The 26590-nt window shown below is 59.1% G+C and carries 27 protein-coding genes; 6 read left to right on the top strand and 21 right to left on the bottom strand.

Going from position 1 to position 26590, the window contains the following annotated elements; all coding sequences use genetic code 11:
* The 3 genes from QWJ34_RS02035 to QWJ34_RS02025 form a co-directional block, all read right to left on the bottom strand.
* Positions 1-1899, bottom strand: coding sequence for a WD40/YVTN/BNR-like repeat-containing protein (locus QWJ34_RS02035; RefSeq protein ID WP_302725379.1), 1899 nt, complete (start codon positions 1897-1899; stop codon positions 1-3).
* Complete coding sequence (locus tag QWJ34_RS02030; protein WP_302725378.1) at positions 1896-2432, bottom strand: RNA polymerase sigma factor; 537 nt, start codon at positions 2430-2432, stop codon at positions 1896-1898. Before QWJ34_RS02030 ends, QWJ34_RS02035 begins: the two co-directional genes overlap by 4 nt.
* Positions 2433-2607: 175 nt before the next feature.
* Positions 2608-3111, bottom strand: a complete 504-nt coding sequence (locus QWJ34_RS02025; RefSeq protein WP_302725377.1) for an ArpU family phage packaging/lysis transcriptional regulator — start codon at positions 3109-3111, stop codon at positions 2608-2610.
* A 302-nt stretch (positions 3112-3413) separates the two neighbouring features.
* On the opposite strand from QWJ34_RS02025, the gene QWJ34_RS02020 reads away from it, so the two are divergent.
* The 4 genes from QWJ34_RS02020 (at position 3414) to QWJ34_RS02005 (ending at position 8750) form a co-directional block, all read left to right on the top strand.
* Positions 3414-3818 carry a helix-turn-helix domain-containing protein gene (locus tag QWJ34_RS02020; RefSeq protein ID WP_302725376.1) on the top strand — a complete coding sequence of 135 codons (405 nt, stop codon included), beginning with the start codon at positions 3414-3416 and terminating at the stop codon, positions 3816-3818.
* A gap of 50 nt (positions 3819-3868) precedes the next feature.
* Positions 3869-4282, top strand: coding sequence for an ImmA/IrrE family metallo-endopeptidase (locus QWJ34_RS02015; RefSeq protein WP_302725827.1), 414 nt, complete (start codon positions 3869-3871; stop codon positions 4280-4282).
* 209 nt (positions 4283-4491) lie between these two features.
* The gene (locus tag QWJ34_RS02010) at positions 4492-6717 is read left to right on the top strand and encodes an Ig-like domain-containing protein (protein WP_302725375.1); all 2226 of its coding nucleotides are present in this window, start codon (positions 4492-4494) and stop codon (positions 6715-6717) included.
* A gap of 347 nt (positions 6718-7064) precedes the next feature.
* Positions 7065-8750, top strand: coding sequence for a methyl-accepting chemotaxis protein (locus tag QWJ34_RS02005; protein ID WP_302725374.1), 1686 nt, complete (start codon positions 7065-7067; stop codon positions 8748-8750).
* Positions 8751-8892: 142 nt separating this feature from the next.
* Here QWJ34_RS02005 and QWJ34_RS02000 read toward each other — a convergent pair whose 3' ends face one another.
* Positions 8893-9048 (bottom strand): hypothetical protein, encoded by a 156-nt coding sequence (locus tag QWJ34_RS02000; RefSeq protein WP_302725373.1) that lies wholly within the window; start codon positions 9046-9048, stop codon positions 8893-8895.
* Positions 9049-9349: 301 nt separating this feature from the next.
* Here QWJ34_RS02000 and QWJ34_RS01995 point away from each other — a divergent pair, with 301 nt between their 5' ends.
* Both QWJ34_RS01995 and QWJ34_RS01990 read left to right on the top strand, forming a co-directional pair.
* Positions 9350-9820, top strand: a complete 471-nt coding sequence (locus QWJ34_RS01995; RefSeq protein ID WP_302725372.1) for a coiled-coil domain-containing protein — start codon at positions 9350-9352, stop codon at positions 9818-9820.
* Positions 9821-9832: 12 nt separating this feature from the next.
* The gene (locus tag QWJ34_RS01990) at positions 9833-10540 is read left to right on the top strand and encodes an AIM24 family protein (protein ID WP_302725371.1); all 708 of its coding nucleotides are present in this window, start codon (positions 9833-9835) and stop codon (positions 10538-10540) included.
* A gap of 62 nt (positions 10541-10602) precedes the next feature.
* Here the strand turns inward: QWJ34_RS01990 and QWJ34_RS01985 are convergent, their stop codons facing one another.
* The 17 genes from QWJ34_RS01985 to QWJ34_RS01905 all read right to left on the bottom strand — a co-directional run bounded on the left by QWJ34_RS01985 (position 10603) and on the right by QWJ34_RS01905 (position 26570).
* Positions 10603-10770 (bottom strand): hypothetical protein, encoded by a 168-nt coding sequence (locus tag QWJ34_RS01985; protein WP_302725370.1) that lies wholly within the window; start codon positions 10768-10770, stop codon positions 10603-10605.
* A 4-nt stretch (positions 10771-10774) separates the two neighbouring features.
* Positions 10775-11095 carry a hypothetical protein gene (locus QWJ34_RS01980; protein ID WP_302725369.1) on the bottom strand — a complete coding sequence of 107 codons (321 nt, stop codon included), beginning with the start codon at positions 11093-11095 and terminating at the stop codon, positions 10775-10777.
* A gap of 45 nt (positions 11096-11140) precedes the next feature.
* Positions 11141-12265 (bottom strand): toxic anion resistance protein, encoded by a 1125-nt coding sequence (locus QWJ34_RS01975; RefSeq protein WP_302725368.1) that lies wholly within the window; start codon positions 12263-12265, stop codon positions 11141-11143.
* Between the two features lie 13 nt (positions 12266-12278).
* Positions 12279-13034, bottom strand: a complete 756-nt coding sequence (locus tag QWJ34_RS01970; protein WP_302725367.1) for a hypothetical protein — start codon at positions 13032-13034, stop codon at positions 12279-12281.
* 56 nt (positions 13035-13090) lie between these two features.
* The gene (locus tag QWJ34_RS01965; RefSeq protein WP_302725366.1) at positions 13091-14140 is read right to left on the bottom strand and encodes an ATP-grasp domain-containing protein; all 1050 of its coding nucleotides are present in this window, start codon (positions 14138-14140) and stop codon (positions 13091-13093) included.
* A 104-nt stretch (positions 14141-14244) separates the two neighbouring features.
* Positions 14245-15069 (bottom strand): HAD family hydrolase, encoded by an 825-nt coding sequence (locus QWJ34_RS01960; protein WP_302725365.1) that lies wholly within the window; start codon positions 15067-15069, stop codon positions 14245-14247.
* Entirely contained in the window at positions 15066-16211 is a 1146-nt protein-coding gene (locus QWJ34_RS01955; protein ID WP_302725364.1) for a cysteine protease StiP family protein, read from the bottom strand. Before QWJ34_RS01955 ends, QWJ34_RS01960 begins: the two co-directional genes overlap by 4 nt.
* On the bottom strand, positions 16198-17763 hold the full coding sequence (locus tag QWJ34_RS01950; RefSeq protein ID WP_368046215.1) for a phosphoribosyltransferase domain-containing protein: 1566 nt from the start codon (positions 17761-17763) through the stop codon (positions 16198-16200). Before QWJ34_RS01950 ends, QWJ34_RS01955 begins: the two co-directional genes overlap by 14 nt.
* Complete coding sequence (locus QWJ34_RS01945) at positions 17726-18910, bottom strand: HpcH/HpaI aldolase/citrate lyase family protein (RefSeq protein WP_302725363.1); 1185 nt, start codon at positions 18908-18910, stop codon at positions 17726-17728. The genes QWJ34_RS01950 and QWJ34_RS01945 overlap by 38 nt, the downstream gene beginning before the upstream one ends.
* 281 nt (positions 18911-19191) lie before the next feature.
* Positions 19192-19989 (bottom strand): TerC family protein, encoded by a 798-nt coding sequence (locus QWJ34_RS01940; RefSeq protein ID WP_302725362.1) that lies wholly within the window; start codon positions 19987-19989, stop codon positions 19192-19194.
* Positions 19990-20151: 162 nt separating this feature from the next.
* Entirely contained in the window at positions 20152-21702 is a 1551-nt protein-coding gene (locus QWJ34_RS01935) for a TerD family protein (protein WP_302725361.1), read from the bottom strand.
* A gap of 58 nt (positions 21703-21760) precedes the next feature.
* Positions 21761-22342 (bottom strand): TerD family protein, encoded by a 582-nt coding sequence (locus QWJ34_RS01930; RefSeq protein ID WP_302725360.1) that lies wholly within the window; start codon positions 22340-22342, stop codon positions 21761-21763.
* A 124-nt stretch (positions 22343-22466) separates the two neighbouring features.
* Positions 22467-23051, bottom strand: coding sequence for a TerD family protein (locus QWJ34_RS01925; RefSeq protein WP_302725825.1), 585 nt, complete (start codon positions 23049-23051; stop codon positions 22467-22469).
* 77 nt (positions 23052-23128) lie between these two features.
* A complete protein-coding gene (locus tag QWJ34_RS01920; RefSeq protein ID WP_302725359.1) occupies positions 23129-23728 on the bottom strand; it encodes a TerD family protein in 600 nt (199 codons plus the stop codon).
* 213 nt (positions 23729-23941) lie between these two features.
* Complete coding sequence (locus QWJ34_RS01915) at positions 23942-24388, bottom strand: tellurite resistance TerB family protein (RefSeq protein ID WP_302725358.1); 447 nt, start codon at positions 24386-24388, stop codon at positions 23942-23944.
* Between the two features lie 99 nt (positions 24389-24487).
* Positions 24488-25243 carry a VWA domain-containing protein gene (locus QWJ34_RS01910; RefSeq protein WP_302725357.1) on the bottom strand — a complete coding sequence of 252 codons (756 nt, stop codon included), beginning with the start codon at positions 25241-25243 and terminating at the stop codon, positions 24488-24490.
* 67 nt (positions 25244-25310) lie between these two features.
* Positions 25311-26570, bottom strand: a complete 1260-nt coding sequence (locus tag QWJ34_RS01905; RefSeq protein WP_302725356.1) for an MFS transporter — start codon at positions 26568-26570, stop codon at positions 25311-25313.
* Positions 26571-26590 lie beyond the last annotated feature (20 nt).

Here is a 26590-nt window from a genome sequence, read left to right as displayed (position 1 = left end):
TTACTTCGCCGGCGTATCCGGATGCCCGATCGTATACAGCGTCTGGAACGTCGACGGATTGTACTTGTCGCCCGCCGCTTTCCACACGCCGTCTTCTTTTTGCATCGTCAGGTAGCCTTTCAGTTGGACGGGATCGTGATTTTTGGAAAACTCCAGCGTCCCGGTATAATCGAGTACGACCTTCTGTTTGTCCGGATCGATTTCTTTTTCCGTAAATGTCAGTTCCGTCAGCGAAAGCTCCGCTCCCGTCTCGGCCGCGGCGGCCGGCGCCAGCGCCGTCAGGCGGTTGGCTTCCATATAAGCGACGTATTTCTCGGTCGCATGGGAAGCCAGCAGCGCATGACGCTGCGAGATCCATTCGGGGTCCAGCTCGCTGTACGCCGCGGATGCCGATGCCGTCAGCTCCGCCCGTTTGAACTCGTCCGCGGCGGACCAGGCTTCCATATACGCCTGCATGCGCTGCGCGTCATCCTGCGTATCCGCGGACGCTCCGTCTTCTTCCTCCGATTCACCCGCAGGGCGGTCCGCAGCACTCGCCGACCCTTCCGCGTCGCGGCTCATCGCGATTCGCGCTTCGTCCGCTCCGGCGTACCAGGTGCCGCCCCGGTTATACGTATAAGCGACGGTTCCGCCCGCGACCATGCCAACCAGGTTCTCGTCCACAACCGCCAGCTGGAATCCTTTTTCCGACGCCGACATATTGCCGAGCTCGTACATGCCGTCTTTTTCGCCGTAGGAGAAATAGCCCGTGGAAGCCATCGCTTTGCTGCGCAAGCTGAGCATCCAATCGGTCGGGGTTTCTTTCGCTTCGGATTCGTAACCGCTCTGCGGCGCCCAGGTCTGTCCTCCGTCCTCCGTCGCGTACAGCCGATTGGAGAACAACTCGCCGGTATCGTCTACTTTGAAAGATACGCCCAGAATGCCGCGCTGCGGATCTTCGGCTTCGAACACCGGCGGGAAAGCCGTGCCCGAGGCGTAGTCCTGCGGCACGTCGATCTCCTGCGTTTGCCACGTCAAGCCTCCGTCCGTCGTATGATACAGCGGCAGATGCTTCGTATCGTAGCGGTATCCGGCCGTGACCCAGCCTTCTTTTTCATCCTTAAAACGGAACCCGTTCGGATACTCCTTCATCTCCACATCGCCTACCAGCGTCCACTTCCGGCCGTCGTCGGAGCGGTACAGCTTTTTCTCCATCATGCCGGCCGAAGGCCCCGATACGCCCAGCATCCAGCTCGGCCCGTCGTCGTGCAGATCGAACGAAACCCGGCTCAAATTCTCGCTGCCTTCCAAAGTCGCGCTCAATTCCCCGCCGCCCGCTCCGGCGCCGTTCGCGATTCGCATAACCTGCACGCCCTTAGCGGCGGCCGGCGAAACGCCCTCCGCTTCTGTATCCGTACGAACAGCGAACCAGCCGCGCTCCCGGTCGACGTACTGTCCGCCAATCAGCGTCTCGCCGTCTTTGAGCACCGGCAGCATGCGTTCGAGATCGACGTCCACCGCCGGCTGCACCGGCGACACTTCGCCGGACTGCGCGTCCGCGCCTTCTTCCGGCTCCCCGCCGTTGATCGCGCCTCCTTCCGGCTGCTCCATGCCCGGCTTCGCCTGCGGCTCGTCGACCTGCGCAACCCGCGCCGGCCGCTCTTGATCCAGCCAGCCCGACGCCTGCGCGCCCCACACGCCTCCGAATATGGCGGCGGCCGCAAGTCCCGTTCCAAGCAAGATTTTTCCTGTTCCCGTTCGTTTGTTTCGCATTTGCGATTCCTCCTTGATCCTGCGCATTTGCGACAGCGTCGGCTCTTTGCTCATGCCCGGCGGTTCGCTCCGCAGCGGCTCGTACCAGTCCGGCCGTCCGGACTCTTCGCCCTGCGTTCGTTTCTCCGGTTCCGTCCATCGGTTCATGCCCGTTCCTCCTCTGCGATCATTGCGCTCATTTTGTTTCGCGCCCGGGACAGCCGCGACTTGTACGTGCCTTCCGGAATCCCGAGCAGTCCCGCCGCTTCGCGCGAGGTCATCTCGTAGTGCGCCTCCAGCAGCAGCGCTTCGCGCAGCTTGTCCGGAAGGCGGAATACCAGCTCCCAGATCCGGCGTTCCCCGGCTTCGGCCAGATATGCGTTTTCCGCCGACAGTCCCGTTCCGCCGGGTTCCACTTGCTCGACCGTCGTCACCCTGCGAAAAAACGCCGATCTTCTATGATTCACGAACGTGTTTCGCGCGATGCGCATCAGCCACGTTTTGACCGACGCCTCGCGCCTGAAACGGTCCAGCGCGCGCAGCGCCCGCATAAACGTCTCCTGCGTCAGATCGTCGGCGGCGGTGCGGCTGCGCGTCATGAAGAAGAGGTATTTCCATACGTCTCCCCAGTGCTCGCGCACCACCGTATCCGGGTCGATGCCTTCCATCCGCTCGTCTGTTCGCTCCCAGGTTTTGTCCATCCTGCTCACCCCTCTATATCCTAATAGACAAGGCACCTGCTTTATCGTTCCCTTTTTGACGAAAAAAAATTCAAAAAAAGTTCGGCGCGCACAGAAAAACCCGAAACGGTTTCCGTCCGGGTCGACTTTTCTTGTACGCGAATCCGCCGGAACTCTCCGGAGAACGCGCGTTTTCTCAAGCCCGCTTGTCCGTCCGGCGTCCGCCGCCTTCTTTGCTTTTGGCCAGCAGGTCGTCCAGCGGCAGCATCCCCATCGCCGACAGCGACAGCGCCATTTTGTAGAACGCGCCGCTGCGCACCTTCACGTACGTGTCTTTGCTGACCGGCGGATCGAACACCTGGTTGTACACTTTATAGTCGAAAACGTCGTCCTGCTTCATATAACGCTCGCGCACCAGCAGCCGTTCCCGCTCGTTCAGCCGCTCGACGATCCGTTCGATCCGTTCGCAGTAAGCGGCGCGGGCCGCCGGCATATCCACATTGTAGACGGCCGTTCTTGCGGTCGGGTCCGAAGTTACGCCGGTGTAGCCGGACGGAACGTCGCTGTACGACGCCGTAAGCCGGGATTCTTTTTCCTCGAACGTAATCGTTTTGTAGATCCGGTACTTCTCCATGGCGGCTTCGATCGCGGCCTGCGTCTTGCGGCGGTCCAGCTTGGGCAGGTTCAGGGCATCGTTCATCGTGATCGCTCCTTTGTCTTTTGGCAAAATTTTAAGCAAATCAATTCCTTTTAAAGGTCTTGTTCGCATTTTGTTCGCATTTATATTGTAACCTTACCATAAGATTTCCAACCGCGTAAAGACAATTTTTAGGGCTTCTTTCCACACTCCGACTCAAACCCTTATACAGCGCGCTTTCCGCCTTTTGGCAATATTTTTACGATGTGCATTTACCCGGCTCCGGATATTGGGTATATTAGTAAGAGACGAAGCGCCGCACGAGGCGGGCCGGCTAAATTGACGAAGCGAGGAAGGGTGCGCACATGGAAAACCGGTTCGGCAGTTACTTGAGACAGGTTCGCGAACGCAAAGGCTGGAGCATCAACCGTCTGGCCGGGTCGGCGGGCGTCAGCACGTCGCAGATCTCCCGCATCGAGCACGGCCTTCGGGGCGTCCCCAAGCCTCAGACCATCGCCAAGATCGCGCAGGCGCTGGGCGTTCCTTACGAGGAAATGATGAACGAAGCCGGCTATCTGCCGGAAGTCCAGGAAGGCTCGGCCCCGAGCTGGGCGACTTCCCGCGACAAGCGCGATTTCAAAAAAATGCTGGAAGAAGACGGAGAGCTGATGTTCGACGGCATTCCTCTGGACAAAGAAGACAAACAGCGGATCAAGGACGTGCTGACGGGGCTGTTCTGGGAAGCGAAGCAGATGAACAAACGCAGATAGCGGTCGAAGGACCGACTACCCGGCAAAGGAGGAAACGGACGGTGGACCCTATCGACAAACTCGTCAAACGCCTGATTGCCACGACCCGCACGGCCGATCCGTTTGCCATCGCCCGGGCGCTCGGCATTCATATCCGCTATATGGACCTCGGCAAATCGACCAAAGGGCTGTATTACCGCAAGCTGCGCCGCCGTTTTATCGTCATCAACGAGCAGCTGCCCGAGGAATGGCGGAATTTCGTCTGCGCGCACGAACTGGGCCACGACCGGCTGCACAAAGGCGTAAACCGCTTTTTTATCGAAGAACATTCTTTTTTCAGCGCGGGCAAGTTGGAGCGGCAGGCCAACCATTTCGCCATGCTGCTGCTGACGAGCGATACGGAGCCGCTGCCGGGCGAATCGTTCGAGCGCTTCCTGATGCGCAGCGGGATTCCTTCGGAGTGCGTTTATTTTTTTGCGCATTGATCGAACATACGTTCCAAAACGAATATAGACGAAAATCTTCCTGTTCCGCGGCGAATTTCTTAGGCCTAATTAACCAATTTCATGTTTTTAACTGCAAAAGGTAATGTCTGGGGATTTTTTTACGATATAAATAAAGACGGACCGGACGGGATGCCGGCCAAACGTATTTCGATTCCCTTATTTCAATTTTATTTTCAAAGGAGTAGATCATGATTCGACAAAAAAGTGTGATCCGTACCCTGGCCGCCCTGCTGATGATCGCCGCCCTCGTTTTCCCGGCTCAAGCGTTTGCCGCCGCGGGCGACGTCACGTCGATCTCGTTCGACGACTCGGCCAAAAAGGAACTGGTCATCGGCCAATCCGCCAAGCAGCTCAAAGTATACGCAGTCGTCGAAGGATCTTCGACCAAGAAAGACATTACCGCATCCGCAGCCTGGAGCTCTTCCGACGAAGACGTCGCGCAGGTCGTCAAAGGACTGGTGACGCCGAAGTCGAGCGGGGATGCCATCATCACGGCCGTCTATGAAGGCGCCGTAGCGACCGTCGAAGTCTCCGCTTCTTATCCGTATACGAAGCTCGCCCTCGAAGCCGCCAAGAGTGGTACATATAAGCTGGGCGATTCCGCAGGCGATCTGAAGATCGCGGCGAAAGCAACCGGCGGCGAAGAAAAAGACGCCGTTACCGACGTCACCTCCCTGGCCGTCTGGTCGAGCTCCAGCTCGTCCGTGCTGACCGTGGATGCCGGCCAGATCACGCTCGTCGGCAAAGGCACGGCAACGATTACCGCGAAGTATCAAGGACTGACCGCCACCTACAAAGCGACCGTCGAGCTGCCTTACTCCTCGCTGGAGCTTCGCCAGAGCGGTAAAGCCGTTTCGCAGCTGGAACTGCTCGTCGGCGACGAAGTCAGCCTCAAATCCGTCGCTCCGGCCGCCGGAGGCAGCGGCGAGCACGATATCACGGCCGACGCCAACTGGAGCTCTTCCGCTTCCGGCGTCGTTTCGGTCGAAGGCGGCGTCCTGACCGTAGCGTCCGCCGGCAAAGCGACGATCACGGCGCAGTACCTGGGCGTGACCGCAAGCGTGGACGTGTATGTACGCGCTCCTTACGAAGCGCTGCTGCTGGAACCGTCCGACAGCGTAATCCTGTTTATGGACGAAACGCTGCCGGCCAAAGCCGAAGTGCGCGACCGCGCCAACTCTTCGCTCGATGTGTCGGACCAGGCCAAATGGACGTCCAGCAATCCGCTGGCGGCTACCGTCTCGGGCGGCCGCATCACGGCCAAAGCGCTCGGCACCTCGACGATCAAAGCCGATTACGGCGGCATTTCCAAAGAACTGAAAGTAACGGTATACCCGACCCTGACCGATCTCCAGACCGAGAAAAGCGAATTCGAATTGTTCAGGGACGAATCGCAGGCTCTGCCGAAAATCAGCGGCGTCAAGCTCGACAAGACCAAGCTCGATCTCAGCGGCGACCTCAAGTGGACGTCGAGCGACGACGAGATCGTCTCGATCGAGAGCGGTAAATTCCATGCCAAGTCCGAAGGAACGGTTACGCTGAGCGCCGCTCTGCCGGAAGCCGATTCCGTCCAAACGCCGTCGTCCAACGTATCGGTTCGCGGCGAGAAGATCGAGATCAAAGTGACCGTCAACGAGAAAGTCCTCGTGCTGCTCGGTCCCGACGAAACGCTGAGCCTCGTCGTGGGCGAGTCTTCTTCCCTGCCGGAAGTGGACGCGGTGTGGGAGAACGGCGCGGAGAAAGACGTGTCCTCGCTGGTCAAATGGACCGTCAGCGGCACCAACGTCGTACTCAAAACGACCGAAGACGGCCAGACGATCAAAGGCCTGACCAAAGGCTCCGCTACGCTCAAAGGCACATACCTGAACAAAACGATCAGCGTGCCGGTCAAAGTGGAACAAAAAATCGTGAAGATCGTCGTCGAACCGACCGCGGTCGAACTCAATATCAAGAAAAGCAAAGCGATTAAAGTCACCGGCTACTACGCCAACGGTTCCAAAGTCTCGCTGGGCAGCAAAGTCGGCTGGGAATCGTCCGATCCGGACGTGGCGACCGTGACCGGTGCAAGCGTCAAAGGCGTAGCCGTGGGAACGGCGACGCTGAGCGGCTCCTATCAGGGCTACTCGCTCTCCGCGAAAGTCAGCGTCGTGCCCAAGCTGACCAAGCTGACCGTCAACGAGAAAACGCTGAAGCTGGCTCCGGGCGCGAAAGCGACCGCGATCGTAACCGCGACTTACGATACCGGCGCGGAAGAAAACGCAGCGGGCGCCACCACGTGGACCAGTTCCAAGCCGGCGGTAGCGACCATCTCGGCTTCCGGCCAGATTTCGGCGCTGACCGAAGGCAAGACCACGATCAAAGGCAAATTCGGCAGCAAGACCTTCACAATCTCCGTGACGGTCAAAAATCAATAATACGATACGGCGGTGCGCAGCCGGCTTTATACCGGCCGAACCGCGCGTTCAAAGCGGATGTTCGCTTCTCCTTTCGGAGAAAAGAACATCCGCTTTTTTGCGTTTTCCGGGCTTGACGATTACGTTTCGCCTCCCTTTCCAGTTACAGGTTAAACTGTTCGTTAAAATTTGCTCTATCGCTCGTTTTTATGACATTTCTCACAGCCGCGTTATGTCGCTATCTTGCAGGATAAGAACGTAGAACTTCATCGTGCGCAGGCCCGTTACCAGGCGAGATCTTTGCAGCCTGGAATGGGCGGCGGCATGGATGAGCTTGTGCGACTGTGACTATAGGGGAGTTGTACGATATGAAGCTGGCCGGAAAAATAACCACCGCCATGATCGCTTTGTTTCTTGTTGTCGGGTTAACCGTAGGAGCGCTTGCTTACCGGGCCGCTTACGGGCAGGTCGACGAAGCGGCCGGCATCGAGCTGGTGGGCTGCGCGAATATTACAACGGGACTGGTGGCGCCGGAAGACGTCGAGGCGCTGGCGGCGGGGGACACTTCAAAGCTTACGGAAATTCAGGGCAAGATCGATTGGATCACTCAGCACAAACCGATTTTTAAAGAAGCTTTTATCCTTTCGCTCGATGGGAAGATTCTGGCCGCCGACTCGCGGCTGAGCTCGCGCGGCTATAAAGCCGGCGATTCTTTCCGCTTTGCCGACAAGGATCGCGAAATGGCCGCGACCATGACGCACGGTACATATTCCGACGTGTATACTTACGACGGCGTCGGGCTGAAGACCGGTTACGGCCCGATCTACTCCACCGACGGCAAAGTAATCGCGCTGATGGCAATCAACTTCGACTCGTCCATTATCCAGGAGCGCACGCTGTCCGTCTTCGAGCTGCCGCTGCTGATCGGCGCTCTGCTGCTGGCCGCGGCGCTGCTGGCGACTTACTTTATTATCCGCAGAATGATCGCCCCGGTCGTGCGGCTGTCCGAACGCACCCGCCTGCTGGCGGAAGGCGATCTCAGCCTCGACGCTTTGCCGGTGCGCGGCAAAGACGAGACCGCAAGACTCGCTTCCGACTTCAACGCCATGTCGGGCAGCTTCCGCGGCCTGCTGTCGGAAGTGCGCGACAGCTCCCATCAAGTGGCGGCCGCTTCGGAGCAGCTGACGGCCAGCGCCGTTCAGACCGGCACGACCGGCGAACGCATCCACGACGTGACGATGCATCTCGAACAGGAAGCGCTGCGGCAGCGCGGCTCGCTGGCGGAAAGCTCGGAGCTGCTGGAGAAGATTACGACTTTCGCCGCTCAGGTGCTGATCCGCATGGAAGAACTGGCTCGTCAATCGTCGGAATCGGAGCAGCATTCCAGCGCCGCCGGCAGCGAACTCGAACAGGCGTCCCGGCAGATGGAGCTGACCTCCAGCGCGATCCGCGAAATGAAAACGGCGATCGAGGACATGCGCACCCATTCCCGGGAGATTCACCAGATTCTCGGCGTGATTACCGAGATCTCCGAGGAAACGCATCTGCTGGCGCTGAACGCGGCGATCGAAGCCGCGCGCGCCGGCGAGCACGGCCGGGGCTTCGCGATCGTCTCCGACAGTATCCGCAAGCTGTCCGACCGCTCCGGCACGGCCGTGCGGCAGATCCACGGCATTATCGATTCGACGCTCGGCCAGATCGAAGCGGCTTCCGGCGTGATGAATACCGTTTCTTCGGCCGCCGACCGCGGCATGCATACTTTCTCTTCCGCCTCCGGTTCGTTCGGCGCGATCCGCAGCGCCTGGGCCGTTTCGCGCAGCAACGCGGACGCGGCGATGGAGGATGTGAAGAGATTGAGCGAGGACGCGGGCGCGATTGCCGAGCGGATCAAGCTCAGCGCTTCGATCGCCGACGGCACGCACGAACGCTCTCGCCTGCTGGCCGATTCCGCCAGCGAACAATACGCGTCGATGCAGGAGCTCCAGGCTTCGTCCAATATGCTGTCGCATCTGTCCGAAGACCTGTTTACGCTGATCGACCGTTTCAAGATCTGAGGAATACGGTTGGACAGGAATGCTTGTTACATGGGATCGAGATACAGCGGCACAAAAAAACGCTTTTCCTGCGAATTCCGGTTGCTGCCGGATTCGTCGGGATAAGCGTTTTTCATTCAATACCGGGCGGGATAAGCGCCGCTTACTGTTCGTTCGCCGTCTCCTGCGCCGGATCCGTCAGCTCCGCGCAATCGTTCAGCGGGCGAAAAGTCACGCTGTCCAGCAGCAGGCCGCTGCCCACCGGTTCTCCGTTTACCGTAATCATAATTTTTTTCATATTCGTATTTGGCGTATGCATGAAAGGTCTCTCCTGTCGGTTTAGCGATTTGAATTTCCGTTTATAAGCGAGTACGGGGATGAATGGATTGAAAAAGAGCGAAACTGGCGTTTGGGAAGGAACTTCGGTACACTGATTTACGTATAAAGCTTGATGCGCGAAGGCCGGACGGCGCGGCGCCGATGCCGGTCAATTCCCAAGCGCCGTTGCGGCGCATCCCTATGTATACCCGTTTCTTCCGATTATCAAACGCCTTCTATTTTGTGCGGCAATCGGCGGTTTCGCCGCTCCCGTCCCGAACTCCTACACCGAGGTGACATTCATGCATACCAAATTTGCCCGCGGACTGCGGACAAGCCTTCCCGCCCTGCTGGCGGCCGGTCTGTTTCTGCTGCCGAACGCCCCGCGCGCCGAGGCGGCCTGGAATCCGTTCGACGACGTCGTCAACGGAATCGAGACGTTCGGCCAGCTTCCGGGCGAAGTGAACAAGCTGCGCGAAGGCTACGAGCAGACCATGTCCGAACTGGAAAGCACCAAAGCGGAACTAAGCAGCGCCCGCTCCGATCTCGAAGCGTACCGCGACGACCTGGATACGTACCGGGAACAAAATGCGCAGCTGAACGAACAAAATAAACAGCTCCAGGCAACCGTCGCCGCGCTCGACGCGCTGCGGGAAGAACGCGAGAAAAGCTCCCGCACGATGAAGATCGTTATTTTCGTGCTTGTCGCGCTGTTTGTCGGCTTCTTCCTGTTTACCCGCGTACTTCGCTTCGGCCTGCGCGGCCGGCGCTGAGGGAGGCCTGAAATGGAGATTACACGCGAACAAAGCAACGGCTCGTCGGGCTCCCAGGCATTCACGTTCTCCCTGAACAAAGGCGATACCGCCCACGTGCTGCATCCCCAGCAGGTGATCGCCTACCGGGGCGACCCCGGCAACCGCAGCGACCGTCTGCTGGAAGTCAGCCGCATGATGCGCAAACGCAAGCTGATCCGGGCCGACTTTACCGGCCGATGCACGTTTACCGCCTCGCTCCCGCCGGGAATCGGCCTGCAAACGCTCGACCTCGGCGGAGGCGGCGATATGCTGTACGATTTCCGCCAGCTTTTTTTCTACACCGACGGCGTGGAGATGAAAAGCCGGATCTTGAAGCTGAAAAATATGCTGATTACCCAGGACGCGATCAAAATGAAGTTTTCCGGCAAAGGACAGATCGGCGTCATGACCAAAGGTACCGTATTCCAGCTCGAACTGCACGAAACCGAGCCGGTCTACGTCAACGCCGGCAGCATCCTCGCTTACCCCGAGAACGCCCGGTTGGACCTGGCCGTCTACGGCAACCACCTCGCCAGCCAGCATATGAGCTATCATTGGAAAATGACCGGCACAGGCCATGTCCTGGTCCAGGCCGGCGGCTCCCGCAGCCAGGAACTTCAGCAGCATATGGAAGACGACGGATTGGTGAAACGGATCTTGAGAGAAGCCATTCCCTTCGGGAATATTTTGATTAAATAGTTTTGAAAATTCCTAATCAGCGCCTTGATTCAGAGCTTTGAACGCGGATGGGTCAACCGCGTTCAAAGCTTTCCACGGAGCGATTCCAATCGAATTTTTAAAGTCACCAAACCCGGCAAATCTAAATCTTTTAAATCTTTCAGCCCCCCGCACAAAACACCAAAAAAGCCGCCCTTCTTCGCTGTAATCGCGAAGCGGCGACTTTCTTTTCCCCATTCCATGCCATTCACCGATCTACTCTTCCGAACGATCGGACCCTTCATCTTCTTCCGAAGCCCCGTCCTTTTCTTCGTCCCCCATCGAATCCCAGGCCGCGTCCACCAGCCGGTCGAACGCTTCGTCGTCGTTCTCGATAAACTCTTCGAACGCGAGAATTTCCGTTTCCGGTCCGGGGTCTTTCAGGAAATGCAGGCTGTACTCCCAGGCATTCCCGCTTTTGCTGTAGATCGTAATTTCGTAAGGCTCTTTGTGGTTTTCGACTTCGAACTCCACTTTGCCCATATAACTTTTATCGTCGCGGCGCTCCATGCGAGCCTCCAGGATCTTGATGTCCATTCTGTTGCAGTCCTCCCTTTTCATTGTTCGCACGCTGCGGCGGTTTCACTCCAGCAGATTCGAGATCGATTGCAGCTGCTGCGATTCTTTCTGCGCTTCGATGCGGGTCGGCTGAGCGTCCGCGCCTCCGCTTTGCATCAGGCCGAGCCGATCGTTCATCTGTTTGTTGATCTCGGTCATGCGGCCCGTCTGCTCGGTAGCCGATTTGATGATACTGCGGTTGGACTGTTCGTACAGATCCATCGCCGAGAACAGGTCGCCCATCGCGCGCTCGACCGCCTCGAGCTGCATCGCGGGCTTGCCGAGCAGTTCGTTGGTCTTCTGGGTCGTTTCTTTGAGCATGCGCGAGTTCTCCTCGAACATGTTTTGCAGCGTCTGGTTGGCCGTATTGACCGCTTCGATCGTTTCCATCTGGTCCTGCAGGGCCAGCGCGATCATGGCGGAAACGGTAATCAGGTGCTGCGTCTTGTCGATCGTCGCGTCGACGGAATCGATCAGCTTGTCGTTGTTGTCGTTGATGATATCCGCGCCGGCAATCGCCTGCTGGTACAGCATAATCATCTCGGTAAACGACTGGATGCGGGTCACGACTTTGCGCAGACCGCGCTCCAGCGTCGTTTTGCGGCCCGCGTTCTCCGGCTTCCCGATCTCTTCTTCAAACAGCGTCTTGAGCTGGTTGCCCATCGCGATCCGCATTTGCAGATTGTAGACTTCCTCGATCGCCGTCCGTTTGAGGTTGCGCATATAGACCATGTTTTCTTCGAGCGTATCTTTGCCGTTGCGCAGCGAAAGAACGATGGCGTCGACATTCGTTTTCACCGACTGATATTTGTATATGTAGTTCTTCAGCGGTGTTTTGCGCATGATTTTGTCGAACAAACCGAGCTGCTTGCTCTTGCTGAGCGAATCGATCTCGCTGCGCAGGCGCAGGATGTTGTTGCTGACGTCCGAACGCTTGCCCGATACCATATCGCCGACCGGGCGCTGGAGCATCTCCAGCGACTGCCCGGCTTTCTCCATCGTGCGCTGGCCCATCCGGCCGATCTGATCCATCAGCTCGTCGAGCTGCAAATTGTCGGTGTTCGCGACTTTCTGGATCACCTGTTTCGCTTCCTGTTCGACTTTATCCAGATCGTTCTTTTTCAGTTCAACCGCAAGATTCGTGGACATGTGTTCTCCTCCTTTAATCCGAAGTCCGGTAGCGCTGCTGGATCAGGTCGATCCGGCTTTGCAGTTCCAGCAGATCGCGATGCTCGATCGTTTCGACGTACAGCGACAGCCGGGAGTTGATGTCTTTGATTCCGTCCAGCAGCAGTCTGCGGTTCTTGCGCTTCGCTTCGCCGCTCAGCTTCAGAAACGGGTTGATGACGCCGTTCAGGTCTTTGAAGACCAGGCGCTGGATATTGTGGTTGACCTTGCTGTCGTTCAGTTCTTTGAGCTGCGGAATCAGGCGGGACAAGCGGGCCAGCAGCGAAGTCGTTTTCTCGACGATCTCGTCGTCCAGCGAGTTCTTCTGTCCTTCGGAAATGATCAGTTCTTCGATCACCGAGATGTACTCGTGCACCGGGTCCCACAGCTCGTCCGGCTCCTGCGCCGGTTTGGCGGGCGTCGGCGCGGGCTGCGCGGCGGCGGGAGCCGGCTGGGGATTGCGCTTGCGGGCGGCTTCTTCTTCGCGCAGACGGCGCGTGACCGCTTCATCGACCGCCGGTATCCCGGTTTGTCTTCCGCTCGGAGGCAGAACTTCCGGCTGGGCGGAGACGTCGATCGACGTCGGCTTGGGCTTGCGCCGCTTGAATGCGCCGATGCCCAGCAGAACGGCGCCGCCGGGAATCAGCATGGAAATTTCCACCGGCAGATAGTCGCGGACCATAAACGTGGCCGCATAACCGGCAATAAAAGCCGTAATCGCCAGGCCGTAGCGTTTGATATAATCGATCATGCTTTAACACCTCCAGCTTGATAGCGGGTTGGCTGCGCATGCCGGACCGTTGAATTCTAAAGCTGCGGCGTCCCCGATTCCGGGGAAAAGCGGTCCAGCCGCACCGCCTGCTCGACATAGCTCGCCTTGATGCCGAATTCCGGCTCGGGCGGCCGGCATTCTTCCCCGAACGCGGCCTGAACGGCCAGATACGGGATATTCACGCCGGACAAACAGGTAATATACAAACCGCCGGACATGCGCGGGTTGATTTCGAGCAATTTGGGCACACCTTTATTGTACTTCACCTGAATATTAAAAGCATAGGGAATGCGGCAATTTTCCGCAATCCGGTTCGACAGGGCCAGCAGTTCTCCGGATTGTTCCAGATGATACACGCGGCCTTCCGACTTGCGGCGCGGAATCGCCGTCAGCAGACGGCCTTCGGCGTCCGCCAGGCAGTCGATGCTGTATTCTTCGTCTTCGAGCATTTCCATGACCATCAGATCGTCGAAGCGCTCGACCGACGACAGTGTCCGGTACGCTTCGTCGAACGTCGTCTCCAGCGTGACCCAGCCGTACAATTCTTTCAGCGGATCGCCGCTGCCTTCCTTGATGATGCGAAAGCCCATTCCGCCTTCCGACTCGGTCGGCTTGAAGCAGACCCGGCTTCCGCTTTGCGACAGCTCGCGGTAAGCGTCGGCAAAGCCTTCCGCCGTATTGACCACCCGGTATTCCGGAATATCCACGACGCCTTTGCCTTCGAGCGACAGATAGAATTTCTCTTTGTTCATCATGCTCTCCAGCAGTTCGATATTGCCGCAGACCATTACGCGCGTGCCGATCTCTTCGAAGCGGTCCAGATGATGCGCGATCAATTCCATATGCAGACGCGGAATAAACAGATCGATCCCGTTGCGCTTGCAGAAGTCCAGGCAGAAACGGATATACTCTTCGCCTTCGACTTCGGGTTCCGTTTCTTTGAAATCGCAGGCGCTCAGCGAAACGTGGTCGATATTGGGATGCGTGCCGTAAAAAACGAACTGCTTGCCGTCCTCGTTGCCGCGAATCAAATTGACGTAATGGTAGGCGACGGAGAACCAGCGGTTCAGCCATATCTTTTTCATCGTTCATCTTCCTCTATCCAGAAATTATTGGCGAACATAACGTTCAAAGAGCGGGAATTACCGTGTATTACGGCGCTGCGGGGCGGATGGTTTCGTTTATCGGCTCAAGGACGCGGCAGACCGACTTCTTCGGGCGGGCGCGCGAACCATTCGGACACTTTGACGATCAGGTCTTCCGCGGCGCCCATGCCGTCCCGTTCGGTAAACGTATAAACGCCCGATTCCATATAAGCCGCATAAATCTCGCCGTGGCGCGGAACGATGGCGAAGTCCGCCGCTTTCAGCAGGCTTTCGTCCAGCAGCGAGTCGCCGGAAGCGGCGATTCGCGACGCACCCGTGCGCTCTTTGACATGCAGCAGCGCCGCTCCCTTGCTGACGCCGTCCGGCACCAGGTACATTTTGCGTCCCTGTACGGACAGATTCCACTTCATCGCGGCCAATTCCTGCCGAAACTGCTCGACAACGTCCAGCGGCATCTTTTCGCGGTCCAGAATAACGGAGTAGAACAAATTGTCGGAGTGGCGGTAAGACTTGACCCAATGAGGCGAAGAGATGCGATCGAACGCTTCGATCACTTTCTCCGCGTCTTCGCTGCGGGCCAGCGCTTCGGCCACATGACGCTGCCAGTCGGGGTCGGGTTTGCCGTCCACCAGCACATTGCCGCCGTTGCTCGTCACCGCGTACTGCGGATTCAGCGTTTCCCGGATATAGAAAATGCGTTCGTACTGCTCGATCGTCCGCGTCGTAACGGGCACGAACAGCGCCGTTTTCGCAAGCTCGGACAGCAGCCGAGCCGTCTCCGGCGAGATAAACGAGATATGCTGCCCCTGATACAGTTCCACCGGAATGACCGAAGCTTCGTCGTGACTGCCGCCCATCGCGCGTTTGGAATAAATCAGCGTCCGGTCGAGATCGCTCGCGAAGATCATTCGGCGGCCCCCTTCAGCGGCTTGATGATCCCGCAGCAGGAATAAGTCAATTCGGGATATACCTCCACCGGCACGCCGCGGTCTTCGGCCAGCAGCAGAATATGCCGCAGATTCGGATTGTCCAGCCGGTCGACGAGAATCTTCCACGGCACCCGCCGCAGCAGCACCCGCGTCGTTTCGCCCACGCCCGGCTTCACCAGATTGACGTCTTCGATCCCGTAATCCTGCTGGATGCGGGCGATGTCCTTCATCCCCTGCCAGGTGGATTCGTTCGCTTCCGGCAGCCGTTCAAGTTCCGCCGCCTCGCGCCGCGCATATTCTTGAATCTCGCCGAAGCAGGAGGCCACGCGGTCGACGAACAGATTCGATACGTCTTCGGGCAGCCATTCGCGGTAATACTTGGCTCCGTGGAAGTCGTCCGGTCCGATGAGGTCGCTTCGCAGCACGGTCCGGCTCATCAAACCGGAGACCGTCGAGTTCAGGCAGGCGCTCGGAATCAGGAAGTCTTCGCGCGTGCCGAACGTTTCCGAGCAGTGCCCGGGATCGGCCAGCACGGCCAGATCGTCGTCGAGCCCGATGCCGTATTTGGAGAACAGGGTCTCTTTGGCTTCCGCCAGCACTTTGCGGATCGCGCCTTTGCCGGTCCAGCCGTCGACGAATTGAATCCGCCGCCCCGGATGCTCGCGCAGCATATACAGCACGGCGTTCTCGTCGATGCCCCGGCCGCGGATAATCGAGATGCTGTAGTGCGGCAGGTCGCCGCCGTAGGCTTCCTTGATATAACGCTTGATCAGGATGCCGATCGGCGTGCCCGCCCGGGCCAGCGAAGCCAGCACGAAGTCGGTGCCGTGGCGGGCCGCCAGACGCTCCGAGACGATCCCGGCCGCCAGCGCGACTTTGCGCGCCGTCGTTTCCAGCGTCTCGTGGAACAGCGCCAGATATTCCGGCGTCGGCCGATATTCCACCGGCAGCATCTCGGAATAATGCGTGCCTCCCTGAATCGCTTCCTCGCGGTCTTCCGTCCCGCGCTCAAGCTTCGCTTCGCTCAGGTCTTTGAGCAGGAAAACCACGTCTTCGGGATTGTAGCTGCCGAGCCGCTCCGGCGTCGGCAGCGGTTTAGCCATGATTTTATCGTTCAACATATGAGTTATCCTCCTGTATAAGCGCATCTCCGGCCGTACCGGCGAAGACCAGATGAATCACCGGAACGCCGGTGCTCTCCAGAGCGCCGAGCAGCGGCCGCAGATGGTCTTCGGCCGGCATCCGTTCCAAAAAGACGAAAATCTCGTCGTAGGCCCCTGCCGGAATGTTATAGAAGAAGTTCGCCACGTCCGGATCATCGGCCGAGACGTGCGGGAACTTGCTGCGCACCGCGTAGCCGTCCTCGTCCAGCACATGAATCGGGCTGCGCGTGCTGGATTGGTACAGCACTCCCTCGCCCATTTCGGCCGCAATCCGCATCGGCACATACATAAATTCGCCCGTGCCCATGCAGAGCGTTCGGCCGCCGCGGCGCTGCGCTTCCAACTGCGCTCCCGCCGCGCGAACCTGCGCGTCCAGCGTGCCGTTGTCGCCCTCGTACATGCCGAAGCGTCCCGTCAGTTCCAGATACGGACAGTTCGAGACTGTTCCGGCCGTATCGACCGATGGCGCGGCAATATGCGTGAAGACCGGCGACAGATCGTGCCGCAGCACTTCGCCCGCGCCGTCCGCGCGGCGATCGGCCGAAGACTGCGGCAGATGCTCGACCGGCCCGCCTTCCACTTGGATCTCGCCTTCGATCAGCGCCAGCGTCTCGATCGCGATGTCCAGCTCCGCTTCCAGCGCGGCGAAGCGCGCCCGGTCGGCGGCTCCGCGCCAGTCGAGCAGGCTGGCGACGACGTAATGCCGCCGCGGGTGCTTGCTCTGCAAATCGCGGATAATATTCAGCGCCGTGTTGCCGGTGGTCACTTCGTCGTCCACCAGCACGACGGTGTCTCCGCCGCTGAAGAACGACGCTTCGCGCGCGTAGCAGCGGTGCGCCGTCGCATGGGAATGCTCTTCTTCGAAGCTCAGTACGGGTTCTACGCCGACAAGCTCCTCGCGCGTCGTATGCAGGAAGCGGGTCTCGCCCGCGAAGCAGTCGTACATCGCGTGGCCGAGCGCGGTCGCCGTTTCCGCAAAAGCGATAAACAGCGCCGGCTCTTCCAGATGCAGCGGATGCTCTTTCATCCGACGATGCAGTTCGCGCGAAGCCGAAGCTTCGCCCCGCAGCGCCTCGCAGACGTCTTCGAGGCTGTAAGCGGCCGCTTCCCGCGCCGCCGTCGAGGCCGCGTAGGCCGAAGCTCCTTCGACCGCGGCAGCCCCGGCTCCCGTTTCGGCGCCGGAGACGAAAGACGCGCCGGCTTCTTCGGCCCGGCGCCGCTGCCACAGCAGCGCGAGCGCCGCTCCGCCCAGCAGCGACTTGTGCGGATTCACCGGAATATGTTTGCCGAGAATCCGGCTCACGAACAGGAAGCTGCGCTTTTTGTTGATGCGCGCCGCCATACGAAACAGATCGTCCGGGTGCAGCCCGAACGGATTGGAAGTCAGCCTGACGCGGACCGTCAGTCCTTCCGGCATGTCGTATGTATAAGCGTCTCCTTCGCTCGCCGCGTTCCCGGCCGCCGAGGACGCGTTATCTGACGAGTAATGCGGTGTAGTTCTGGTTTTCATTGAGCACCCCGTATATTTCCGAACGGATCATGATGCGCCGAGCCCAGTTGAGATGGGGTTTGATCTCGTTCATTTTATTGTCGTAACCGCTTTTGACGACCCCGATCTGTCCTCCGCTGCTGCCCAGAATATGGGCGGCGTCGACGTATTCCTCGTGCGTCACCGTGTACAGCGCCTGAACCGGGCAGATATGGGTCGGATGGATAATCGTTTTGCCGACGATCCCGTTTTCTTTGTCCAGTTCCACTTCGCGGATCAGCCCGTCCACGTACTTGTTGATATACTGCATCCGCACCTTGAGTCCTTCACGCCCCGCCGTTTCCTGAAAAGGCGTTTCCCGCAGCTGCGGCTTCATGACCCGGTCGCTTTTGAAATACTCCCAGACCGGTCCGGAAATCACATACCCGTCGCCTGCGCGCCCGAACAGATTGACGATGCTTGCCACGCAGTCGCGGATTACGCCGATATCGTAGATGGTCATGTCCGGTTTGCGGCGCAGTCCGAACAAACTGGAGAAATCGGTCGCTCCGATGCGCACATTCAGTACGTAGTCGCGGTAGCGGTCGAGCAGTTCTTTGATGCCCAGCAGTGTGTTCTGGCGCGTCTCCGCGTAGATCACCTCGGCGCTTTCCAGAATCGGCATTCCGTACAAAACGGGGCGGCCTTCCGGACGCGACTCGTTGTAGCGGCGCAGCAGCTCCAGATAGAGCTCGCCCGTGCGGGCTTCGAATTTGGGGAACACCAGCCCGGTCAGCAGCGAAGCCGCTCGGCCCAGCCGGTCCAGGACGCGCTCCGCCTGCTCGGGCGTACGAATCCGGACAAAGATCAGCGGCAGCAATTCGGCGTCGAGCCGGCCGTCGGACGCGGAGTCGTGCAGCTGCCGGATCTGCGAAACGAGCGACTCTTCCGCTTCCTCCAGCTTGAGGTCCCCGACCGCGTCTTCCAGATCGATCACCGTGGAGGTCAATCCTTCGTATTTGCCGGTGCTGAGATCGCGCGCGATCGTCGGGCGCGTCGCCGGCATGTATAGCGCCGCTCCGACCGCATGCGCGAGCAGACTTTTATCCGAGCGGTTGCAGAACGGTTCGGGAGCCAGATAAAACAACTTTTCAGTTTCTTCCGTGGACAAGTAATCGAAATAACGCATGGTTCTTCCTCCCAAAATATAAATCCGATACGCCTGTCTTTCAAGCCGCCAATATCCGCAGGCCCGTACATGTATCCAAAAAAAGCCCTCCTTGCATACGAAAAACCCGCCCGCTTCACTTGAACGCTCAAAACAGCGGGAAAGTTGTTCGTATACGGAGGGATCGGCAAAATTCCGCGGCCGCGGCTTTTCGTAACGAAAGCCGGGTCGGGAATCGGCCTGCGAGACCAGCGGATGCCGGCGCTTCGAAAGCGCCGGGACCGCTTTTGGAACGGAAATTTTTATTCGGAACGAACCTGCCGGCGCTGACGAAGAAAGCTGAGCAGAATCGTGCCGCCGAATACGATCAGCAGCAGCGCGTAGAAGATTCCCTGCGGAAGCTCATAATCGAACAGCGCCGCTACCAGCATTTTCAATCCGATAATCGTAATCAGGATAAACGCCGCGCGTTCGAGCTCCGGGAATTTCTCCAGCAGCTTCAGGAACAGCTGGGCGACGCCCCGCATCATCAGGACGCCGATCATGCCGCCGAGCAGCAGAACCCAGACTTCCTGGCTGATGCCGAAAGCGGCCAGCACGCTGTCGATACTGAACGCGATATCCATCAGTTCGACGGCGAGCACCGTTCTCCAGAACCCGTAATTCTTCTCTTCCACTTCCTCGGCTTCGTTCTCGGCGAGCTTGCGCCCGATCTTCGGAATCAGCGGCACGCGTCCGATCCGTTTCCACTGGAGTTCGAGATCGAACAGATTGCTCATCGCGATCCACAGCAGATACAAACCGCCGAGCACTTTGACCCAGGTGATCTTGACCAGGAAAGTCCCGACCCCGATCGCCACGAACCGAAAAGCGTAAGCGCCGAGAATCCCGTAGAACAGCGCCTTTTTGCGCTGAGCGGGCGGCAGGTGGCGCACCATGACGGCCAGCACCAGCGCATTGTCCGCGGACAGCAGGCCTTCGAGGATAATCAGCGTGCCGATCACACCCCAGGTCGCAGGTTCGCTCAGAATAGCGCCTACGTGCTCCCATTGAAAGTAGTTGGCAAAATTGCCGAAGAAACTCTGAAAAAAGTCCGCCATGCTGTTTCTCTCCTTCAAGGCGGTCCAGAGGCGGCCTGTTGCGGATCCTGCGGGCATTCCACATATGCGGGCAGACATTCGGCAAAGGGCGGAACGAACCGTCGTGCGTAAAGTGTAGGTGGCTGCTCTGGTTGAATTCGGTTCAGTTTGCTTTGCGTAAAATTATTTGCTGCCGGTCGTCCAGCGGAGTCCCCAGCGGTAAGCCTGGTCGACCTCGCGGTGTCCGGAGAAATATTCGACCAGCCGTTCGATGCTGAACGTTTGGTCATCCACATTGGTAATCATGGCGATGGCGCACATGCCTTTGCGGCTGCCGTGCTCGTCCAGCCGAACGACGATATCGGGGCCTGCGCCCTGCTTGATCGTGACCACGCCGTCGGCCTGGGCCCAGTTCGCCGCGCCTTCGTAGATGAAGGCGTACACGACGATGCGCTTGATATCGCGCAGATGCGCGCCGTTGATGCGCATATTCTCGCCGCCGGCCCGGGTGCCGGTCCGGTCGTCGCCGTCGAGCAGAATATACGGCTCGTCGTTCAACGAACCGAACGAGCGTCCGAGCGCCTGGACCGTGCCTTTGTAGCCGTCCTTGAGCTCGAACAAACAGCCGAGGTCGAGATCGACGCCCGTCGTGCGGCCGAAGAAGCCGCCGCCTGCGCGCTGATTCCAGTTGAGATTGATCAGAATCTCGCCGATGGAATCGGAACCCGCTTTCTTCTCCAGGCTGATCTTGTCGCCGCGCTTGGTCAGCTCGATCTTTTGCAGGTTCGGCGCGGCGGGAGGCTGCGCTCCCGCAGAAGACGCGGGCGACGAAGACGCGCCGCCACCGGAATTGGCGCCGGCCTGCGGAGCCGGCGCGGAACTGCCGGGCGCGGGCGGGATCACCCGCGGCGAAGCGGAGCCGCCTCCGCCCTGCGAAGCGGGCGGTACGGGCGGCGTTCCGCCGCTTTGCTGCGACGGGCGGCCCAGATTGCGCGGCGCGGGGTTGCCCTCCGGCTGCGGCTGCGGAGCCGGAGACGCCGGGTTGAACGGCTGCGCGGGCGAAGCCGACGGCGCCGGCGCAGCGGGCTTGGCCGGCTGGGCCTGCGGAGCGGGCGCCGGAGCCGGCGGCTGTGCCGCGGGCGGGGGCGGCTGAGGGTCCGCTTCGGCCTGCACGTCGATGCCGAAGCTGCGGCAGAGCGCTTCGAGTCCGCCCGTATAACCGCTGCCGACGGCGCTGAATTTCCATTCGCCGTTGTAGCGGTACAGTTCGCCGACCACGATCGCCGTCTCGACGCCGGACGTGCGGTCCAGCGTGAAGCGGACCAGTTCCGAGCCGCTGCGCTCGTCGATGATGCGCAGGTACACGCCGTTCACGCCCGTAAAGTTCTGCTTCCGCTGCTCGCCGTCGTACAGCGTCAGCGTAAACGCGATCCGCTCGTAGGCCGCCGGAACGCGGCTCAGCGAGATCGATACCTGCTCGTTGTCCGTCGCCCCGGCGTAAGCGGCGCGGGCGCCCGTCTGAAGCTGCATCGCCCCGCCGGCGCCCGCCGGATTGCCGTAGAAGATCAGATCTTCGTCCGCCGTCGCTTTGGAGTTCGCGCCGAGCAGAAAAGCCGAGAAGTCGATATCGAACCCGGCCGCCGACTGCCAGCCCATCCCGACGACGATCCGGTCGAGCCCCGGGCTGGTTTTGGTCAGATCGGCCTTTTGGCCTCTAATGATGGTGCTCGTCACTCGCAATTCCGCCTTTCACATGAATTTGCACGGTTCGGTTCAAGCGGCTTCGCGCCGATTATTGAGCATCCAGTCCGTAGTTTTTGCACAGCGCTGCCAGGCCGCCCGCAAAGCCGGAACCGATCGCCTGGAATTTCCAGTCTTCGCCCTGGCGGTACAGTTCGCAGATGACGACGGCCGTTTCCACGGAAAATTCTTCGCCGAGATCGTAGCGCAGCACTTCGCGGTTGTCGCTGTCGTCCACGACGCGCACGAACGCGTTCGACACCTGGCCGAAGTTCTGCGAGCGTGCTTCGGCGTCGTGAATCGTGACCGTGATACCCAGCCGCGTAATGTTTTGCGGCACCAGCGAGAAATCGACCAGGATCTGCTCGTCGTCGCCTTCGCCTTCGCCGGTCCGGTTGTCGCCCGTATGCACGACGGCGCCGTTCGGCGTTTTCGGATTGTTGTAGAACACGAAGTCTTCGATTCCCTTGGCTCGTCCGTCCTCATGCAGCAGGAATACCGAAGCGTCCAGATCGTAGTCCATTCCGCTGCTGTATTTGTTCGTATCCCAGCCGAGGCCGATCACGACTTTTTTGAGTCCCGGATTTGTTTTCGTCAGGTCGATGCGCTGTCCTTTGGAGAGGCTGATAGTCATGGTAAAATTCCTCCGTTTCCATTTTTAACATTCGAAATGCCGCTCGTTTTATAGCCAAAGGCCGTCTATAAGGAAGACGGCCTTCGGGAGTAGATCGGAGCTGCGTATAGGGGTTATGCGATTATTAAGATACGGCCAGACCGAAATCGCGTACCAGACCTTCCAGTCCGTTCTGGTAGCCGCTGCCCACGGCGCTGAATTTCCATTCGCCGGCGTTGCGGTACAGTTCGGCTACGACGATCGCCGTTTCGACCGAGAAGTCTTCGCCCAGATCGTAGCGGATCAGTTCTTCGTTCGTTTCTTCGTTGACGATGCGCACGAACGCGTTGGAGACCTGACCGAAGTTCTGCGAACGGGAAGCTCCGTCGTGGATCGTGATGCAGAAGGATACTTTTTCGACTTCGGCCGGCACGCTCGACAGTTCCACCGTCAGCTGCTCGTCGTCGCCTTCGCCTTCGCCGGTCCGGTTGTCGCCCGTATGCGTAACCGCTCCGTTGGCGTTCTTCGGATTGTTGTAGAACACGAAGTCCGTATCGGACGTTACTTTGCCGTTGCCGCCGAGCAGGAACGCCGAAGCGTCAAGGTCGAAGTCCGCGCCGCCGTCGTACTTGTTCGTGTCCCAGCCGAGACCGATCAGCACTTTTTTGAGACCCGGGTTCGTTTTCGTCAGATCGACTTTTTGACCTTTTTGCAAGCTGATTGCCATGATTGAATTCCTTCTTTCGTTATGGTTTTGGGGTGCTGCGCAATATTGAAGTTAAAGTCACGCTTGTGTTTAAGTCCCGATCAGGCGTAGCGGCGGGCGAGCAGGTCGATATGCGGCGCCTGCGCTCCTTCGCCGATCGCGCTGAATTTCCATTCGCCGCCCTGGCGGTAGATCTCGCCGGCCAGCAGCGCGGTCATTCCCGAATAATCGTCCGTCAGGTTGAAGCGGGCCAGTTCGCGGCCGCTGCCGGATTCGAAAATGCGGATAAACGCCGACTGGATCATGCCGAAATGCTGCTTGCGCGCTTCGCAGTCGTAGATGTTCACTACGGCGAGAATACGGTGGATGTCGGGTGGAACCGCGGACAGATCGACATGGATCTGTTCGTCGTCTCCGTCGCCCGCGCCGGTCAGGTTGTCCCCGCCGTGCACGACCGATCCGTTGTCGTTCTGCAAATTGTGGAAGCAGACGACGTTGCGGCCGCCTTTGAGCTTACCCTGTTCGTTCAGCAGCAGAACCGAAGCGTCGCAGTCGATATTCGCCGCTTTCTTTTTGAATCCGAACAGCCCTTTGCCTCCGGAATCCGCCGGGTCCCAGCCCAGTCCGACCGTAATCTTCGACAGACCGGCATTCCCTTTCGTCAGATCGATCTTCTGACCTTTCACCAGAGAAATTGTCATTGCTGTCTATAGCCCTCCCAATTGGAATGGTATGGTTGATGCAGCTATCTTGAATTATACCCGCTCGTCCGGGAGCAAGACAACTTTGGAGAGAGCCCCGGGCCTCTCCGCCGCCTTGTCCGAATAGTCTTATCCGTTCGGCGTGCTTATGTATACGGCCGAACCCGGATGCGGTTTCATCTCATACTTAACGAATTGACGAAGCTGCGAATCTTACAGGCCGAATTCGCCCGGGCTCAGGTTGAGCACGTTGCAGATATCGCGCACGGCCGCTTTCTCCTGCTCATCGAAATCGCCGTCCGCCGCGCCGATCGCGCAGCATACGCCGACGATTACGCGTCCCACTTCGGGCTTGGACTTGAACTTCGCGATCACGCGCAGCGATTCCTGTTTGCCGACCATGACGTCGAATTCCATATTGCCCGCATAGTGGTTGAAGCGTTCGATCACTTCGCTCATATTGAACACTTTAAGCTGCTCGTTGCGGCCGATGTAGCCGGCCATTTTTTGCTTTTCCGTCGAATCGATCGTGCCGTCCGCCACGGATACGACGGCGCAGCCCGCGACGATGGCCTCCATCAGATCCTTGTTTTTGAAACGGCCCACCTGGTCCTGCAGTCCGGTCTTGGTCTTGTTCAGCCAGCTTTGAAACGAACTCATGTCGATACGCCTCCGTTTTGTGTGGAATTTCGGTCGAAACCCTTGAAGTCGAAGTCTGAGCTGTCGTTTGATTTGAAAAGTCTGCGCTTACAGTATAACTCATTTAATGAGCGAATGCTCCTTCGCCAGTTTGAGCCAGTCCGGAAATTCGCCGAGCAGGCGGTCGTACAGCTCTTCGTCCGAGATCTTCTTGAGATCGTTGACCTGGAAAAAGTTCGCGTTGTCGATCAGGCGGCCGTCGAGATCGTCGAGCTGCTTCAGGAATTGGAACGTTTCCCGCCCCACCCCGACAAACTGCCAGAAGATGCCGAGCTTGGACGTCTGCCGCACCAGCTCGGCCGTCTTGTCCCCGTCGAAGCAGTTGCCGTCGGTCACGAAGATCACATAGACCGGTTCGTCCGGCTCCGCCGCGCTGACGCTGACTTTATCCCGGCCGAGCCCGAACAGCCCTTTCTTCACGCTGAGCGAACCCGGGTAATAGTGCTCCGCGATGCGCCGCATCACGCCGGCGTAGTGGGTCCCGTTCTCCAGCCTGTACTTCGAACGGATCTCCCGGCTGACGAATTCGTAAAAGTTTTCTTTTTGAATCTCGCCGACGGAATAATCCTGCATGCCGAACAGGAACACGTCGGCCGCTCCGTTGTCGTCGAAGTTCATGCCGAGCCCCAGCGTTCGTTCGCACACCGCCTGCACGATGCCGTTCGAGAACAGCCCGGTCATCGAGCCCGAAATGTCCAGCGCCAGCGCAACGCGCGCTTTCTGGTTCCCCAATCCTTTTTTGCTCAGCGAGATGGTCGCGGTTTTGGAGAGGCTGATCAGGTTCTCCTCGGCCTTCTTGCGCAAATCGATACTCATAATCCGTCTCCTTTCCCTAACGTTCTTTTCTACACTTTAACACCGGGGAAGCTTTTGAAAAAGAAGATTAATCTTCCTGTCGGTTCGGAGCGATCTCCGCGGCAAACCTGCCGCGCATCGCGAAGCCGATCCCGAACGCCAGCAGCGACATAACGCCCGCGTACAGATACAAATTCACGATCCCGATGACTTCCGCCAACCGGGCCATGCCGAGCAGCGACGCGCAGAATACTAGATTCAGCAGCGTAGCCTGCGCGGACAGCACCTTCGGCAGATCTTCTTCGCTCGCGCTCTGCTGAATCAGCGTGCGGCGCGCCACCATCGACAGCTCCGCAAACGGTCCCATAATCAGCACGATCGCCAGCGCAAGCAGCGGAATCCCCGTCGTCGCATATACGATCGTCAGCGCCGAATAGCCCAGTATGCCGGCCAGCATCGAGAGAAACAGCTTTTTTTGCAGCCGTCCCACCAGCGCCACGACGAGCAGGCCGCCCAGCACCGCCCCGGCAAAATACGAAGCGTTGATAAATCCCCACCACTCTTCGCCCCGGCCCAGCGCCTGCTGCACGAACAGCAGCGTGAACGCGCCGACCCAGACCGATCCGCCGAGCATATCGATCGAATCGATCAGCGTCAGCGTGCGCAGACGGACGCTGCGGAAGATCAGGCTCCAGCCTTCGAGCAGCGCTTCCCGGCGCGAAGAGGCTTCTCCCTGAATACGCGGTTCGTCCGATTCGGTTTCATCCGCGCTCCGCCGGCCCGCCGGTTCGCGGATCAGCGCGGTGAAGAGCAGGGCCGCCCCGTACAGCGCGCAGGCCAGCAGCATCGTTCTCGGCGCGCCCGCAAAAGCGACCAGCATGCCGCTCAGTCCCCAGCCCGCGAACTGCACGGTCTGGTCGCTGACCGAGATCAGACCGTTCGCGCGCATCAGCCAGTCCGGCCCGACCAGTCTCGGCACAAGCGCGTTACGCACCGGCGTCGTCCAGCCGTCCAGAAACGACATGGCGAATACGACGGCGAATACGGGCGCGAGCGGCACGTTCGTCTCGGCCGACTGCACATACAGAACCAGCGCGGCAAACAGCGCGAACTGCCCGCCCTGCGACAGCAGCATCAGCCGGGGCAGGCGGAATTTGCGCAGCATGAGCGGCGCGAGAAACCCGCTGATAATCTGCGAGAAAATACGAAAAAACGGAACAAGAATCGTCGAGACGATCGATTCCGTTCCTTCGAGCACAAGCACGGTCAGAGCCGTTACATATAGAATGTCGGCCGCGTTCGACATCGTCTGCGACGACCACAACCAGTAGAAAGAACGTTTGTTCATGGGTGGCGTTCTCCTTGTCG

The sequence above is a fragment of the Saccharibacillus sp. CPCC 101409 genome (assembly GCF_030518235.1).
GTDB lineage: Bacteria > Bacillota > Bacilli > Paenibacillales > Paenibacillaceae > Saccharibacillus.
The sequence above is the reverse complement of the archived record's forward strand: the minus strand, read 5'-3'. Positions and strand labels throughout refer to the sequence as shown.

Bases quoted from the DNA above. Each gene is read 5' to 3' on its own strand.
- QWJ34_RS02035 (WP_302725379.1), bottom strand. From the start codon at position 1,899: ATGAACCGATGGACGGAACCGGAGAAACGAACGCAGGGCGAAGAGTCC.
- QWJ34_RS02030 (WP_302725378.1), bottom strand. From the start codon at position 2,432: ATGGACAAAACCTGGGAGCGAACAGACGAGCGGATGGAAGGCATCGAC.
- QWJ34_RS02025 (WP_302725377.1), bottom strand. From the start codon at position 3,111: ATGAACGATGCCCTGAACCTGCCCAAGCTGGACCGCCGCAAGACGCAG.
- QWJ34_RS02020 (WP_302725376.1), top strand. From the start codon at position 3,414: ATGGAAAACCGGTTCGGCAGTTACTTGAGACAGGTTCGCGAACGCAAA.
- QWJ34_RS02010 (WP_302725375.1), top strand. From the start codon at position 4,492: ATGATTCGACAAAAAAGTGTGATCCGTACCCTGGCCGCCCTGCTGATG.
- QWJ34_RS02005 (WP_302725374.1), top strand. From the start codon at position 7,065: ATGAAGCTGGCCGGAAAAATAACCACCGCCATGATCGCTTTGTTTCTT.
- QWJ34_RS02000 (WP_302725373.1), bottom strand. From the start codon at position 9,048: ATGCATACGCCAAATACGAATATGAAAAAAATTATGATTACGGTAAAC.
- QWJ34_RS01995 (WP_302725372.1), top strand. From the start codon at position 9,350: ATGCATACCAAATTTGCCCGCGGACTGCGGACAAGCCTTCCCGCCCTG.
- QWJ34_RS01990 (WP_302725371.1), top strand. From the start codon at position 9,833: ATGGAGATTACACGCGAACAAAGCAACGGCTCGTCGGGCTCCCAGGCA.
- QWJ34_RS01980 (WP_302725369.1), bottom strand. From the start codon at position 11,095: ATGGACATCAAGATCCTGGAGGCTCGCATGGAGCGCCGCGACGATAAA.
- QWJ34_RS01975 (WP_302725368.1), bottom strand. From the start codon at position 12,265: ATGTCCACGAATCTTGCGGTTGAACTGAAAAAGAACGATCTGGATAAA.
- QWJ34_RS01970 (WP_302725367.1), bottom strand. From the start codon at position 13,034: ATGATCGATTATATCAAACGCTACGGCCTGGCGATTACGGCTTTTATT.
- QWJ34_RS01965 (WP_302725366.1), bottom strand. From the start codon at position 14,140: ATGAAAAAGATATGGCTGAACCGCTGGTTCTCCGTCGCCTACCATTAC.
- QWJ34_RS01960 (WP_302725365.1), bottom strand. From the start codon at position 15,069: ATGATCTTCGCGAGCGATCTCGACCGGACGCTGATTTATTCCAAACGC.
- QWJ34_RS01955 (WP_302725364.1), bottom strand. From the start codon at position 16,211: ATGTTGAACGATAAAATCATGGCTAAACCGCTGCCGACGCCGGAGCGG.
- QWJ34_RS01950 (WP_368046215.1), bottom strand. From the start codon at position 17,763: ATGAAAACCAGAACTACACCGCATTACTCGTCAGATAACGCGTCCTCG.
- QWJ34_RS01945 (WP_302725363.1), bottom strand. From the start codon at position 18,910: ATGCGTTATTTCGATTACTTGTCCACGGAAGAAACTGAAAAGTTGTTT.
- QWJ34_RS01940 (WP_302725362.1), bottom strand. From the start codon at position 19,989: ATGGCGGACTTTTTTCAGAGTTTCTTCGGCAATTTTGCCAACTACTTT.
- QWJ34_RS01930 (WP_302725360.1), bottom strand. From the start codon at position 22,342: ATGACTATCAGCCTCTCCAAAGGACAGCGCATCGACCTGACGAAAACA.
- QWJ34_RS01920 (WP_302725359.1), bottom strand. From the start codon at position 23,728: ATGACAATTTCTCTGGTGAAAGGTCAGAAGATCGATCTGACGAAAGGG.
- QWJ34_RS01915 (WP_302725358.1), bottom strand. From the start codon at position 24,388: ATGAGTTCGTTTCAAAGCTGGCTGAACAAGACCAAGACCGGACTGCAG.
- QWJ34_RS01910 (WP_302725357.1), bottom strand. From the start codon at position 25,243: ATGAGTATCGATTTGCGCAAGAAGGCCGAGGAGAACCTGATCAGCCTC.
- QWJ34_RS01905 (WP_302725356.1), bottom strand. From the start codon at position 26,570: ATGAACAAACGTTCTTTCTACTGGTTGTGGTCGTCGCAGACGATGTCG.